Annotated in this window: 12 protein-coding genes and 1 pseudogene; 6 read left to right on the top strand and 7 right to left on the bottom strand. The window is 70.4% G+C overall.

All coding sequences use genetic code 11. The features are described from left to right. From A5705_RS28735 to A5705_RS21665, 3 genes and pseudogenes are all read right to left on the bottom strand, one after another. Window positions 1-543: pseudogene (locus A5705_RS28735) on the bottom strand (hypothetical protein); the annotation flags it as partial. A gap of 181 nt (window positions 544-724) precedes the next feature. Beyond that, on the bottom strand, window positions 725-1144 hold the full coding sequence (locus A5705_RS21670) for a cytochrome c oxidase subunit 4 (RefSeq protein WP_067871626.1): 420 nt from the start codon (window positions 1142-1144) through the stop codon (window positions 725-727). 13 nt (window positions 1145-1157) lie between these two features. Continuing rightward, window positions 1158-2255, bottom strand: a complete 1098-nt coding sequence (locus A5705_RS21665) for a cytochrome c oxidase subunit II (protein ID WP_082956620.1) — start codon at window positions 2253-2255, stop codon at window positions 1158-1160. 131 nt (window positions 2256-2386) lie between these two features. Here A5705_RS21665 and asnB point away from each other — a divergent pair, with 131 nt between their 5' ends. After that, window positions 2387-4330, top strand: a complete 1944-nt coding sequence (gene asnB / locus A5705_RS21660; protein WP_067871623.1) for an asparagine synthase (glutamine-hydrolyzing) — start codon at window positions 2387-2389, stop codon at window positions 4328-4330. Between the two features lie 74 nt (window positions 4331-4404). Here the strand turns inward: asnB and A5705_RS21655 are convergent, their stop codons facing one another. Then, complete coding sequence (locus A5705_RS21655; protein WP_067871619.1) at window positions 4405-5379, bottom strand: carbohydrate kinase family protein; 975 nt, start codon at window positions 5377-5379, stop codon at window positions 4405-4407. 197 nt (window positions 5380-5576) lie between these two features. On the opposite strand from A5705_RS21655, the gene A5705_RS21650 reads away from it, so the two are divergent. Further along, window positions 5577-6209: a hypothetical protein gene (locus A5705_RS21650; RefSeq protein WP_067871615.1), complete on the top strand. Its 633-nt coding sequence runs from the start codon at window positions 5577-5579 to the stop codon at window positions 6207-6209. 404 nt (window positions 6210-6613) lie between these two features. On the opposite strand, the gene A5705_RS21645 is transcribed toward A5705_RS21650, so the two are convergent. Beyond that, window positions 6614-6970, bottom strand: coding sequence for an iron-sulfur cluster assembly accessory protein (locus tag A5705_RS21645; protein WP_067871612.1), 357 nt, complete (start codon window positions 6968-6970; stop codon window positions 6614-6616). Window positions 6971-7051: 81 nt separating this feature from the next. Further along, on the bottom strand, window positions 7052-8128 hold the full coding sequence (locus A5705_RS21640; protein WP_067871609.1) for a glycerate kinase: 1077 nt from the start codon (window positions 8126-8128) through the stop codon (window positions 7052-7054). 182 nt (window positions 8129-8310) lie between these two features. Between A5705_RS21640 and A5705_RS21635 the strand changes: the two genes are divergently transcribed. Genes A5705_RS21635 through A5705_RS21620 form a run of 4 tightly spaced genes read left to right on the top strand, consistent with a single transcriptional unit; the run spans window position 8311 to window position 11353 of the window. Next, complete coding sequence (locus tag A5705_RS21635; protein ID WP_068279952.1) at window positions 8311-8994, top strand: DUF3043 domain-containing protein; 684 nt, start codon at window positions 8311-8313, stop codon at window positions 8992-8994. A gap of 27 nt (window positions 8995-9021) precedes the next feature. After that, the gene (locus tag A5705_RS21630; RefSeq protein WP_068279943.1) at window positions 9022-9558 is read left to right on the top strand and encodes a bifunctional adenosylcobinamide kinase/adenosylcobinamide-phosphate guanylyltransferase; all 537 of its coding nucleotides are present in this window, start codon (window positions 9022-9024) and stop codon (window positions 9556-9558) included. After that, complete coding sequence (cobT, locus tag A5705_RS21625) at window positions 9555-10613, top strand: nicotinate-nucleotide--dimethylbenzimidazole phosphoribosyltransferase (protein WP_197521319.1); 1059 nt, start codon at window positions 9555-9557, stop codon at window positions 10611-10613. The genes A5705_RS21630 and cobT overlap by 4 nt, the downstream gene beginning before the upstream one ends. Continuing rightward, window positions 10610-11353: an adenosylcobinamide-GDP ribazoletransferase gene (locus A5705_RS21620; RefSeq protein ID WP_068279938.1), complete on the top strand. Its 744-nt coding sequence runs from the start codon at window positions 10610-10612 to the stop codon at window positions 11351-11353. The genes cobT and A5705_RS21620 overlap by 4 nt, the downstream gene beginning before the upstream one ends. A 4-nt stretch (window positions 11354-11357) precedes the next feature. Here the strand turns inward: A5705_RS21620 and A5705_RS21615 are convergent, their stop codons facing one another. Beyond that, the gene (locus tag A5705_RS21615; RefSeq protein ID WP_231982540.1) at window positions 11358-14117 is read right to left on the bottom strand and encodes a TIR domain-containing protein; all 2760 of its coding nucleotides are present in this window, start codon (window positions 14115-14117) and stop codon (window positions 11358-11360) included. Between the last annotated feature and the right edge of the window lie 2 nt (window positions 14118-14119).

The following is a 14119-nucleotide window of genomic DNA, read 5'->3' as shown; positions in this document are numbered from 1 at the left end:
GTCCAAGGCCCGGCCGAGCGCCGCGGTGGATCGGGTGTGGTTGCGCGGCACCGTCATTCTGACCGGCACCATGGGCGGAGGCGGCGGCGGCGGTTTGGTGGTCGTTATCTCGTCCTGCGGCGGCGGCACCGACGGGGTGGTCGTGGTGGCGGGGTTGGCCAGCTTGCTGGTGTCTGTGCGGGTGACGAGCAGCGAGACCGAGACCACCAGCGCGATCGCGGCCACGATCGCTGCGATGCCCACCACCCACGGCCAGCGCGGGGCGCGGTGCTCGTCGTCCGCGTCGGCGGACTCGTCGTAGGTGTCGTAGTCGTACAGCCGCAGATCGGCCGGCAGGTAGGGGCCGCTGAGGAAGTGCTCGGATTCCGGCGCCGAGTAGGCCCGGGAGTAGGCGTCCGTCTGGCCGGTCTGATCCGCCGGGGCGAGGTGGGCGTCGTCATCGACGGGTTCCGGCTCGTCGTGGGAATCGACGGCCTCGTGTCCCAATTCGTCGCCGGAGTCCGGTTCGTCAGGTTCCCGTCCCGGCGGATTCGGCCCGCTCATAGTTGCCTGCCCTGTTCAACTGCATCACCAGCGCGCGGGGCTCCGCGGGTGCCTCGTTGCGCGCGCGCTTGGGAGTTTCTCATATGCCTGCGCAAACCCTACCGAACCGAACGAAGCGGGATGTCGCGGCAAAGGGGCCACGGATCAACTGATGCCCTGATTGTGACCTTCGAGTCGCAAATCAGTGCTTCTCGGGACCCATGTAGTACTCGAAGACCAATCCGGCCGCCGTGGCGAGGACGAACGCGACCCCGGCCACGATCAGCCACGGCAGCCACAGCGCGATGCCGGTGGCCGCCACCGCGGCCGCCAAGGCGATCAGAATCGGCCACCAGCTGTGCGGCGCATAAAAGCCCAATTCCCCTGCGCCGTCGCTGATCTCGGCACCCTCGTAGTCCTCGGGCCGGGTGTCCAGCCGGCGCGCGACGAACCGGAAGAACGTCGCCGTGATCAGCGCCAGGCCACCGGTCAGCGCCAGCGCGGTGGTACCCGCCCACTCCTCACCGCCGTTGGCGTACAGCGCGGTCAGCACCCCGTACAGCACCGCAATCAGGAGGAAGAAAACGGCGATGAATTCGAACAGCCTCGCTTCGATATGCATTGAGCGTCCTCACCTACTGGCTTGTGGTCATTTCACCGCGACGGGTGTCGAACGGGTGGGTGGACACCGCGACGGGCGACTGCGCGATCGCCTGCAGCGCCTCGGCGTTGTTCTTCCCGGCGATCCGCTGCTGAAGGTAGGCCTTGAAGTCGTTGGGCGGCACCACCCGAACCTCGAAGTTCATCATCGAGTGATACGTCCCGCAAAACTCGGCGCAGTGCCCGACGAACGCGCCGGTCTTGGTGATCTCGTCGACCTGGAACACGTTGACGGAGTTGTTCGCCTGCGGGTTGGGCAGCACGTCGCGCTTGAAAAGGAATTCCGGCACCCAGAAGGTGTGTATGACGTCCGCGGAGGCCAACTGGAACTCGACGCGCTTGCCGGCCGGCAGCACCAGCACCGGAATCTGGGTGGGAGTTCCCAGGGTCTCGACCTTGTCGTAGTTCAGGTAGGTCCGGTCCTGGGGATTGAGCCCGCGCACCGCCCCGACGCGCTCCTCGCCGTGAGCGTCCTTACCTTCGGGCTTGGAGACCATCGCCGCCTTGCGCGCGGGATCGGCGCCGTCGTAGGTCAGCGTGCCGTCGGAGAAGTTGACGCGCTGATACCCGAACTTCCAGTTCCACTGGAAGGCCGTGACGTCGATGACGACCTCGGGGTCCTTGGCCAGATGCGTCATCTTCTCCTGCACCACCACGGTGAAATAGAACAGCACCGAGATGATGAGGAAGGGCGTCACGGTCAACACGAGCTCGAGGGGCATGTTGTAGCCGAACTGCCGCGGCAGCTCGGTGTCGGTGGCCTTCTTCCGGTGGAACGCGGACGACCAGAACATCAGCCCCCACACGATGACCCCGACGACCAGGGAGGCGATCACCGCCCCGACCCACAGCTCCCGGTTGAGGTGCGCCTGCGGGGTGATGCCCTCCGGCCAGCCCATCCCGATCGCCTCCGACCAGCTGCATCCGCTCAGGGTGACCGCCAGCACACCCAGCGTCGCCGCCAGCGCCAGGGGCCGCAAACGGCGGGAAAGGCCCAGGTGGGCGCCCCCGGACCGGCGCTGGACCCTGGCCTGCGACAGACGTTGCGAAGCGACCTGCTCGCGAGGTGTCACGTTGGCGCCTCCTGCTCGGATACCGAATACTACGCAGCGTAGACCACGCCGCTTGCGTCGGCGACGAAACCCCGACCCATCCCGGTGTGCGGCAGCACAACCGGCGGCCAAGTGCGGCATACTGGGGCGCCGTGTGTGGTCTGCTGGCGTTCCTCGCGGCCTCCGCCGGGGGTGATCCGGCCAGGGCCGACGGCGCCATCTCCCGCGCGTCGCACCTGATGCGCCACCGCGGGCCCGACGAGCCGGGCACCTGGGCCGACCCCGGCGCCGACGGCCTGGTGGTGTTCGGCTTCAACCGGCTGTCCATCATCGACATCGCGCATTCGCATCAGCCCCTGCGCTGGGGACCGCCGGAGGCGCCCGACCGCTACGTTCTGGTCTTCAACGGCGAGATCTATAACTACCTCGAGCTGCGCGACGAACTGGCCACCGCGCACGGCGCCGCGTTCGCCACCGACGGCGACGGCGAGGCCATCGTCGCGGGATACCACCACTGGGGCACCGACGTGTTGACCCGGCTGCGGGGCATGTTCGCGTTCGCGTTGTGGGACACCGTGACCCGCGAATTGTTCTGCGCCCGTGACCCGTTCGGCATCAAGCCGCTGTTCATGGCCACCGGCACCGGCGGCACCGCGGTGGCAAGCGAGAAGAAATGCCTGATGGACGTGGCCGAGTTGGTCGGGTTCGACACCGGCATCGACGACCGGGCGGTGCAGCACTACACGGTCCTGCAGTACGTGCCGGAGCCCGAGACGCTGCACCGCGGGGTGCGGCGGCTGGAATCGGGTTGCTACGCCCGCATCCGGCCGGGAATGACGCCGGAGGTCACCCGCTACTTCGTGCCGCGCTTCGCCGCCACCCCGATCACCCGCGACACCGAACAGGCCCGCTACGACGAGATCACCGCGGTGCTCGAGGACTCGGTGGCCAAGCACATGCGTGCCGACGTCACCGTCGGGGCGTTCCTGTCCGGCGGCATCGACTCGACCGCCATCGCGGCGCTGGCCATCCGGCACAACCCGCGGCTGATCACGTTCACCACCGGCTTCGAGCGCGAGGGGTTCTCCGAGATCGACGTCGCCGTGGCCTCGGCCGAGGCGATCGGCGCCCGCCACATCGCCAAAGTCGTCAGCCCGGACGAGTTCGTGGCCGCCCTGCCCGAGATCGTCTGGTATCTCGACGAACCGGTCGCCGACCCGGCGCTGGTGCCGCTGTTCTTCGTCGCCCGCGAGGCCCGCAAGCACGTCAAGGTGGTGCTGTCCGGCGAGGGGGCCGACGAGCTGTTCGGCGGCTACACCATCTACCGGGAGCCGTTGTCGCTCAAGCCTTTTGACTATCTGCCCCGGCCCGTACGGCGGTCGATGGGCAAGGTGTCCAAGCCCCTGCCGGAGGGCATGCGCGGCAAGAGCCTGCTGCACCGCGGCTCGCTGACGCTCGAGGAGCGCTATTACGGCAACGCCCGCAGCTTCTCCGACGCCCAGTTGCGCGACGTGCTGCCGGGGTTCCGCGACGAGTGGACCCACACCGACGTGACCGCAGCGGTCTACGCCGAATCGTCCGGCTGGGACCCGGTGGCCCGCATGCAGCACGTCGACCTGTTCACCTGGCTGCGCGGCGACATCCTGGTCAAGGCCGACAAGATGACGATGGCCAACTCGCTGGAGCTGCGGGTCCCGTTCCTGGATCCCGAGGTGTTCGCCGTCGCCTCCCGGCTGCCCGTCGAGGCCAAGATCACCCGCACCACCACCAAGTACGCGCTGCGGCGCGCGCTGGAGCCGATCGTTCCCGCGCACGTGCTGCACCGGCCCAAGCTCGGCTTCCCGGTGCCGATCCGGCATTGGCTGCGCGCCGGCGAGCTGCTGGAGTGGGCCTATGAGCTGGTGGACTCGTCGCAGGCCGGGCACCTGGTCGACCCGGCCGCGGTGCGCCGGATGCTCGACGAGCACCGAAGCGGCGCAAGCGATCACAGCCGCCGGCTGTGGACGGTGCTCATCTTCATGCTGTGGCACGCGATCTTCGTCGAGCACAGCGTGGTGCCGCAGATCAGCGAGCCCGTCTACCCGGTCCAGCTCTGACCCGGGCTCGCGAGCAGACGCAAAAGGCCCCAATTTCGCTCTGAAATGGGGGCTTTTGCGTCTGCTCGCGGAAGCTAGGCGAGCACTGCGGCGATCTCGGCGGCCGCGTCCTCGCCGTAGGCGCCGGCCAGCCGGGATTTGGCCACCTCGTGGTCCCAGGCCCACTCCTGGGTGCCGACCGACTCCAGCACCAGCACGGCCACCAGCGAGCCCAGCTGCGCCGAACGCTCGAGGCTCAGGCCCGCGCTGCGGCCGGTGAGGAAGCCGGCGCGGAACGCGTCGCCGACGCCGGTGGGGTCGACCTGGCTGGTCTCGGGCACCACGTCGACGTGCGTAGTGGTGCCGTCGGGCTCGACCAGGTCCACGCCCTTGGGGCCCAGCGTGGTCACCCGCAGGTCGACCTGGGCCATCACGTCGGCCTCCGTCCAGCCGGTCTTGGACAGCATCAGGTCCCACTCGTAGTCGTTGGTGAACAGGTACTTGGCGCCGTCGGTGAGCCGGCGGATCTCGTCGCCGGAGAGCCGGGCCAGCTGCTGGGACGGGTCGGCGGCGAAGGGCAGCCCGAGCCTGCGGCACTCGTCGGTGTGCACCTGCATGGCCTCCGGGTCGTTGGCGCCGATGATCACCAGCTCCGGCGTGCCGATGTCGGCGACCACGTCGGCAAGCTTGATGTTGCGGGCCTCCGACATGGCGCCGGGGTAGAACGAGGCGATCTGGGCCATGTCGACGTCGGTGGTGCAGGTGAAGCGGGCCGTGTGCGCCGTCTCGGAGATCAGGACGTTGTCGCAGTTGACGTTGTGGGCCACCAACCATTCGCGGTAGTTGTCGAAGTCGTCGCCCGCCGCGCCGACCAGCGCGACGTCGCCGCCGAGCACACCGATGGCGAAGGCGATGTTGCCCGCGACGCCGCCGCGGTGAATGACCAGGTCGTCGACCAGGAAGCTGAGGGACACCTTCTGCAGATGCTCCGGCAGCAGCTGCTCGGAGAAGCGGCTGGGGAACCGCATCAAATGGTCGGTCGCAATCGAACCAGTCACCGCGATCGTCACGAAGTCTCCATCCGTCGTTAGTAAGGTTATCTAGCTTACTCGGGGGTATCCGGCGCCGTCGCGTCCCGGGTCGGCGCAAAGCCGTGCGCTAGCCTGCCTTACGAACGACTCAAGCAACGCGCCGCCGGGACCCCGGTCTCGGGCCTCCGGGCCCCGGCCCGCCCAATGGTCGCGCCCACCACGGTAGGAGAAACCACATGGCAGGTCCGCACCCGCCGGACCACACCGCCGGCGCAGCCGGACCAACGCCCCACGCCGGGTCCCAGCCGCTCGAATTTCCCCACGAGCCCGCCGCTGCGCCCGATTATGCCGGTCAAGCGCCCCCGATGCCCTACCCGACGGGAAAGCCCAGGCGGCGGCTGCTCATCGGCGCGCTGATGGCCGCCGCGCTGGCGGCCATCCTGACGCTGGCGATCGCCTACGGGGTCCGCACCAACGGGGCCAACACCGGCACCTCGTTCTCCGAGGGCGCGGCCAAGACCGCGATCCAGGGCTACCTCGACGCCCTCGAGCATCGCGACCTCGACGTGATCATGCGCAACGCGCTGTGCGGCATGTACGACGGCGTCCGCGACAAGCGGAGCGACCAGGCGCTGGCCAGAATGAGCAGCGACGCCCTTCGCAAGCAGTTCTCCGACATCCAGCTGATATCGATCGACAAAATCGTCTACCTGTCGCAATACCAGGCTCAGGCGCTGTTCACCATGCGGGTATCCCCCGCGACCGGCGGCCCCGCGCGCGACGACATGCAGGGCATCGCTCAGCTGCTATTCCAGCGCGGCCAGATCATGGTGTGCTCGTACGTGCTCCGCACCGCGGGCTCGTACTAGCGGCGATCGCGAGGGCGGCGAAACCGGGCGAAGCGGGTCGCCGCGATCGGGACTAGCGGCGATCGCGAGGGCGGCGAAACCGGGCGAAGCGGGTCGCCGCGATCGGGACTAGCGGCGATCGCGAGGGCGGCGAAGCCGGGCGAAGCGGGTCGCCGCGATCGGGACTAGCGGCGATCGCGAGGGCGGCGAAGCCGGGCGAAGCGGGTCGCCGCGATCGGTACTAGCGGCGATCGCGAGGGCGGCGAAACCGGGCGAAGCGGGTCGCCGCGATCGGGACTAGCGGCGATCGCGAGGGCGGCGAAACCGGGCGAAGCGGGTCGCCGCGATCGGGACTAGCGGCGATCGCGAGGGCGGCGAAGCCGGGCGAAGCGGGTCGCCGCGATCGGGGCTAGGCGCCCGACCGGTCAGTTGAACGAGTCACCGCAGGCGCAGGAACCGGTGGCGTTGGGGTTGTCGATCGTGAAGCCCTGCTTCTCGATGGTGTCGACGAAGTCGATGGACGCGCCCTCGACGTAGGGCGCGCTCATCCGGTCCACGGTCAGCGTCACGCCACCGAACTCCGCGGTCAGGTCGCCGTCCAGGGACCGGTCGTCGAAGAACAGGTTGTACCGCAGGCCGGCGCACCCGCCGGGCTGGACCGCGATGCGTAGCGCCAGGTCGTCACGGCCCTCCTGGTCCAGCAGGGACTTCGCCTTGGCAGCGGCGGCTTCGGTGAGGATCACGCCATGCGTCTTGGCGCTCGACTCGTTTTGCACCGTCATTGCTTCTCCTACATAGCTCAGTTGTCGGGCACGACCCGCGCTCATGGTCGGGCACGGCCCGCACGGTGAAAGCCCACTGCCTCAACGGTACATTGCGGGACCGCTATTCCCGAGTCGCGCCGCCACCTCAGAGGCCAAACCCATGAGCTGATTGGCCGCGTCGGCCTGCGCCAACCGCACCGAACCGGCGTAATCCGCGATGGACAGGGCGGACATGATGCCCGACGAGCGAACCGCGGAGTTTTCCAGGCCGACCTGGCCGGCCAGCACGATCACCGGAATACCCAGCGGACGCGCCGATTCCGCGAGGCAGCCGACCACCTTCCCGTGCAGGGACTGCTCGTCGAACCGGCCCTCACCCGTGACGATCATGTCCGCGGTCTCGAGATCGTCGGCCAAGTGGGTGTGTTCGGCGATGATTTCCGCGCCCAACTCACACCGGCCGCCCAGCGCGAGCAGGCCGGCGCCCAGCCCCCCGGCGGCGCCCGCCCCGGGTTCCGAGCTCACGTCCCGCCCGGCCGCCGCCTCCAGTTCGAGCGCCCACGCCTCGAGCCGGACCTCGAGCGCGGCGACGGTGGTGGTGTCCGCACCCTTCTGCGGCCCGAACACCCTGGCCGCGCCCCAAGGGCCCAGCATCGGATATTCGGTGTCCGTGGCGGCGATCAGGTCCACGTTGGTCATCGCCCGGCGCGCATCCTGCAGCCCGCCGAGCTGGGTGATCATCCCCTTCCCGCCATCCGTGCACGCGCTGCCGCCCAACCCGACGACGATCCGGCTCGCACCGACACTCAGCGCCTCGGCGATGAGCTGTCCGACGCCACTGCTGTCGGCCGTCAGCGCCGTCTCCGCGGTGGGAGGACCGCCGAGCAGGGCGAGCCCGCAGGCCTGCGCGCACTCCAAATAGGCGGTGGCGGAGCGGCGGTCGAACACCCACTCGGCGCTCACGGCGGCGCCCAGCGGGCCGCACACCGTCACGCGCCGTTTCTGCCCCAGCCGGCTGGCCAGCACCTCGACGAACCCCGGACCGCCGTCCGACTGCGGGGCGACGATGAACCGATCGCCGGGACGCGACCGGGTCCAGCCGGTCGCGATGGCGGCGGCCGCCTGGACGGCCGACAAGCTACCCCCATAGCAATCCGGCGCGACCAAAACCTGCATGGCAGGCAGCCGGAGACGGCCAGGTGCGAGGCCATTATCCGCGGCCATCGTGCCGTCGCCCATCACAGGTAGCCATTCATCACAGTCAAGCGTAGGTGCAAGCGTCGCGCTGGAGCATGGCCGACAACGACGCATTCCGGGGCCGTTACCGGCTGCTCCCCCAGGCAAGTAACCTGGCCGTTGTGAAGTTGATGGGCCGCAAGAAGGGCCGGGAAGACGACCTCGAAGGGGCCGCCGCGGTGACGGCGGGAACCGATGCCGCCGGTTCCGCGGACACCGCGTCGCGCCGGACCGGGCCCAAGGGTCGGCCCACGCCCAAGCGCAGCGAGGCCCGGCGCAACTCGAGGAAGGGCCCGATCGCGCCGGCACCCATGACCTCGGCCGAGGCGCGGGCCCGCCGCAAGTCGCTGGCCGGCCCGAAGCTCAGCCGCGAGGAGCGCCGGGCGGAGAGGACCGCCAGCCGCGCCCGTATGACGGATCGCCGCGAACGCATGATGGCCGGTGAAGAGGCCTACCTGTTGCCGCGCGACCAGGGGCCCGTCAAGCGCTACGTGCGCGACGTGGTGGACTCCCGGCGCAACCTGCTCGGCCTGTTCATGCCGGCGACGGTGTTTTTGCTGGTCGCCTCGATCGGCGTCCCGCAGCTGCAGTTCTACGCCTCCCCCGCGATGCTGCTGCTGATGGTCGTCATGGGCGTCGACGCGGTGATCCTGGGACGTAAAGTCAGCAAGCTGGTGGACGCGAAGTTCCCGAGCAACACCGAAAGCCGTTGGAAGCTGGGTCTTTACGCCGCGAGCCGGGCCTCACAGATACGCCGCATGCGGGCGCCCCGGCCCCAGGTCGAGCGCGGCGGCAATGTCGGTTGAGCGGCGCGCGAAAGCCGTCTGATCCGGGTGCGCACCCTGGTGCTCGGCGGGATCCGGTGCGGGAAGTCCCGCTGGGCCGAGGAAGCCATCGCGACGGCGCTGCCGCCGGGTGAGCCGGTCCGTTACCTGGCCCCCGCGGTGACGGGCCGCGCCGACGCGGACTGGGCGGACCGGATCGCGCGGCACCGGGACCGCCGGCCCGCGCATTGGTCCACCGTCGAAACCGACGACGTCGCGGCCGAATTGCGCCGGTCGCCGGGCATCCCGACGCTCGTCGACGACCTCGGCGGCTGGCTGACCGCCACGCTGGACCGCAACGACGGGTGGGACCGCGGTTCGGTGGCGACCCCTGTCGGCGAACTGCTGGCCGCCGTCGGCGCATTCGGTTCCACGCTGGTGCTGGTCAGCCCGGAGGTCGGGCTGACCGTGGTGCCGGCCACCGCGTCCGGTCGCCGGTTCGCCGACGAGTTGGGCGAGCTCAACCAGCGCGTCGCCGAGTTGTGCGGCCGGGTGGTGCTGGTGGTGGCCGGCCAGGCGGTGCAGATCAAGCCGTCGGGCACCTGATGGAATTCGCGCCAGTCACGCCGCCCGATGCGGGCGCCGCCGCGGCCGCCCGCGCCCGCCAGGACACACTGACCAAGCCGCGCGGCGCCCTGGGCCGCCTCGAGGACCTGTCGGTCTGGGTCGCAGCGTGCCAGGGGCGTTGCCCGCCAAAGCAATTCGAGCGCGCCCGGGTGGTGGTCTTCGCGGGCGACCACGGGGTCGCCCGGTCGGGGGTGTCGGCGTACCCGCCGGAGGTCACCGCCCAGATGGTCGCCAACATCGACGGCGGTGGCGCGGCGATCAACGTGCTCGCCGGCATCGCCGGCGCCACGGTGCGGGTGGCGGACCTGGCCGTCGACGCCGAGCCGGCCTCCGAGCGGATCGGCGCCCGCAAGGTGCGGCGAGGCAGCGGCGACATCAGGACGCAGGACGCGCTGTCCGAGGGTGAGACCCTCGCCGCGATCGCCGCTGGCCGGGGCATCGCCGACGAGGAGGTGGACGCGGGCGCCGACCTGCTGATCGCGGGCGACATGGGGATCGGAAACACCACCCCGGCTGCGGTTTTGGTGGCGGCGCTGACCACCGCCGAGCCGGTCGCGGTGGTCGGCTTCGGGACCGGCATCGACGACGCGGGATGGGCGCGCAAGACCGCCGCGGTGCGCGACGCGCTGTTCCGGGCGCGATCGGTGCTGCCCGACCCCGTCGGACTGCTGCGCTGCTGCGGCGGCGCGGATTTGGCCGCGCTGGCCGGCTTTTGCGCCCAGGCGGCGGTGCGGCGAACGCCGCTGCTGCTCGACGGCATGGCGGTGACCGCGGCGGCGCTGGTGGGCGAGCGGCTGGCGCCCGGAGCGAGGCACTGGTGGCAGGCCGGCCACCGATCGACGGAGCCGGCCCATGAGCTGGCCCTGGCGGCCCTCGAATTGGACCCGATTCTGGACCTGCGCATGCGGCTGGGCGAGGGCACCGGGGCCGCGCTGGCGCTGTCCGTGCTGCGCGCGGCGGTGGCCGTGTTGTCCTCGATGGCGACATTCACCGAGGCCGGCGTGGCCGGCCCGAGCAGCCCATCGCACCCGTGATGCGTTCGGTGGCAACGGCTTTCGCATTTGGAACCGTGCTGCCCGTGCCGGGCGCGCGGAACGCGCCGATGGGCCGCGGCGCGATGACCGCGCTGCCCGTGGTCGGCGCCGCGCTGGGGGCGCTGGCCGCGGGCGTGACATGGTGCGGCGCCGCTGTTTTCGGTCCGCCCAGCCCGCTGCCCGGCGTGCTCGCGGTGGGCGCGCTGCTGCTCGCGACCCGCGGCCTGCACATCGACGGCGTCGCCGACACGGCCGACGGCCTGGGCTGCTACGGCCCGCCCCGGCGGGCACTGGCGGTGATGCGCGACGGGTCGACCGGACCGTTCGGCGTGGCGGCCGTCGTGCTGGTGATCCTGTTGCAGGGGTTGGCCTTCTCGGCGCTGCGACCGGGGGCCGTCGTCCTGGCGGTCGTCGCGGGCCGGGTCGCGGCGGTGCTGGCCTGTCGGCGGTCGGTGCCCGCGGCGGAGGGCAGCGCGCTGGGGGCCCGGGTGGCCGGCAGCCAGCCCGCGCCGGTGCTGGCCGCCTGGCTCGCCGCGCTGCTCGCCGTTTCGGTGCTGGCCGGTCCGCGGCCGTGGCAGGGGCCGGTGGCGGTGCTGGTGGCGCTGGGCTGCGGCGCGGCGCTGGCGGCCCACTGCGTGCGCCGGTTCGGCGGCATCACCGGCGACGTGCTGGGCGCCGCGATCGAGCTCACCACGACGGTGTGCGCTGTGGCGCTGGCGGGGCTGGTGCGGGTGGGCTGAGGAATCAGTCGGGTGCGACGGGCAGGCCGGGACACAGCGTCCGATAGCCGACGTCGGGCGACACCCAGTCGCGCCACTGCGTGTGGCTCACGTTGGCAGCGAGCTTGTCGCACAGCATCTTTGGTACGGCCTGCGCGGGCCACAATCGTACGGTGCGGTCCAGGCCGGCCGACGCCACCCGTTGGCCGTCGGGGCCGTAGGCAACACCCCAGACGACGTCGGTATGCCCGGTGAACGGCTCGGCGAGCGGCCGGCCGCTGTCGGCGTTCCACAATCGCACGGTGCGGTCTCTGCCGCCGCTGACCAGGTGGTGTCCGTCCGGACTGAACGCCACGCTCATCACCGCGTCGGTGTGGCCGGTGAGCGGAGCACCGATGGTCTGTCCGGTGTCGGCGTTCCATAATCGCACCGTCTGGTCGGCGCTGGCGCTGGCCAGTCGATGCCCGTCGGGACTGAACGCCACGCTCAACACCGACTGGCCGTGCTCCTTGTGGGCGGGACCGATGGGCCGGCCGGTATCGGCATCCCAGAACTGCACCGTCTGGTTCTGGTTGCCGCTGGCCAGCAGATGCCCGTCGGGGCTGAACGCCACGCTGAAAACGATGCCGGCCTTCGCGGCGAGGGGGGCCCCGGCCGGTCGGCCCGTATCCGCATCCCATAACCGCACCGTCTGGTCGGCGCCGGCGCTGGCCAGTCGATGCCCGTCGGGGCTGAACGCCACGCTGTCGACCGCCCCGGCGTGCCCGTCCAGCGGGGCCCCGATTTGCCGGCCGCTGTCGGCGTCCCACAGCCGAACCGTCCGGTCCGCACCACCGCTGGCCAGCCGATGCCCGTCCGGGCTGAAGGCCACAGCCGGCACCTCGCCGTTGTGCCCCTTCAGCGGCGGCCCGATCGGCCGGCCGGTATCGGCGTCCCATAACCACACCGTGCCGTCGGCGCTGCCGCTGGCAAGCCGATGCCCGTCCGGACTGAAGGCCACTCCCCCCAGCTCGTCACCGCCCGCGAGGGTCTGGCCGAGATTCCATAGCCGCAACGTCTGGTCGGCGCTGCCGGTGATCAGCCGGCGCCCGTCAGGGCTGAACGCGACGCCGCTCACCGAGTCGGTGTGGCCGGTGAGCGCGGCACCGATCGTGTGACCGCTGGCGGTATCCCACAACCACACCGTCGTGTCGTCACCCGCGGTGGCCAGCTCCTTCCCGTCGGGACTGAACGCCACCCCGGCAACCGGCGCGGTGTGAGCGCTCAACGGAGCGCCGATCTGTTGGCCGCTGTTGGCATCCCACAACCGCGCCGTGGCATCGTCGCCGCCGCTGGCCAGCCGTTGTCCGTCGGGGCTGAATGCGACGGTCAGCAGCCTGCCGGTGGGCCCGGTGAACGGCGCGCCGGCCTGTTGGCCGGTCGCGGTGTCCCACATCCGCAGCGTGCCGTCGTAGCTGCAGCTGGCGATGCGATGCCCGTCGGGGCTGAACGCCACGCCGGTGACTTTGCCGGTGTGGGCGGCGAGCGGGTTCCCGATCGGTTGGCCGCTGTCGGCGTCCCACAATCGCACCGTGTGATCCCAACTGGCGCTTGCCAACCGGTGCCCGTCCGGGCTGAACGCCACACCGACCACTTCGCCGGTGTGACCGTTCAGAGGGGCACCGATCTGCTGACCCGTGTCGGCATCCCACAACCGCACCGTGTGATCCCAACTGGCGCTTGCCAACCGGTGCCCGTCCGGGCTGAATGCGACGGCGGCCACCGTGTCGGTGTGGCCCTTGAGGGGGTTGCCGACGGGCTGGCCGGTCTCGGCGTTCCACAACCGCACCGTGTGTTCGGAGCCGGCGGCGGCGGTGGCGACCCGGTTCCCGTGGGGACTGAATGCGACACCGGTGAGCGGACTTCCGGTGTCGACGATCTTCTGCGTGGCGGTGCGCTGGGCCACCGTGTGCAACAGCGCGCTCTCGTCGGGTGCGGCCAGGGTTCGCGCGGCCAGCAGTTCCGCGAAGGTACGGATATCACCGCCGGCGCGGGCGCCGGCCAGCATGGACTGCGCCTCGGCATCGAGCCGCAGCGCGATGGCTCCGTTGCGCTGCGAAATCGCGTGCTGGCGCTGGACGGCGGCGACGAACGCGGAGATCACCGCTACCACCATCAACAGGGCCAGCGCCGTGATCGCGGCTGCGCGCAGCCGGCGAAACCTGCGCTGCTCACGCAGATCGTCGCCGGCCAACTGATCCTTGGGCTTGCCATGAATCGGCGCCGCCAACGCCGTGATCTTGTCCCGCAACGGCCCCGCCTGCGGATCCCACGGCGCATCAGCACTCACATCAACAAAAAACGGCTCCGTGGGCAACACACCCGGCCGGGTCAACACCGGCGGCGCCGCATCCGACAACCCCGGATCAAACCGCTGCCCGACGCCATCCCACCGCAACCGCCCCCCCGCCAACACCAACAACAACTGCCCCCGCCCCCGAGTCTGCAACCAATACCCCACCTCCCGATCCACCCAATACGACTGAGCCGCAGCCGGAGACAACACCATCACCAAAAAACGAGCCCGATCCATCGCCTCGGTGATCTTGCCCCACAAATCCGGACTCACCTCCAAATTGGTGTCATCACGAAACACCCGCAACGCCCGCAACTGCCCCAACCGCCGCCCAACCCGATGCAAACCCCTCTGAATCCCACTAGCCACCAACCGATCCCGATGCGTATACGACAAAAACGCGTCATACTCCGGCACCACCCGCCCCACACCTGGTGGCAAAACCTGCATCG

The sequence above is a fragment of the Mycobacterium sp. E787 genome (genome assembly GCF_001668725.1).
GTDB lineage: Bacteria > Actinomycetota > Actinomycetes > Mycobacteriales > Mycobacteriaceae > Mycobacterium.
Note: the sequence above shows the minus strand (reverse complement) of the source record. Positions and strands in the feature narration are given on the sequence as shown.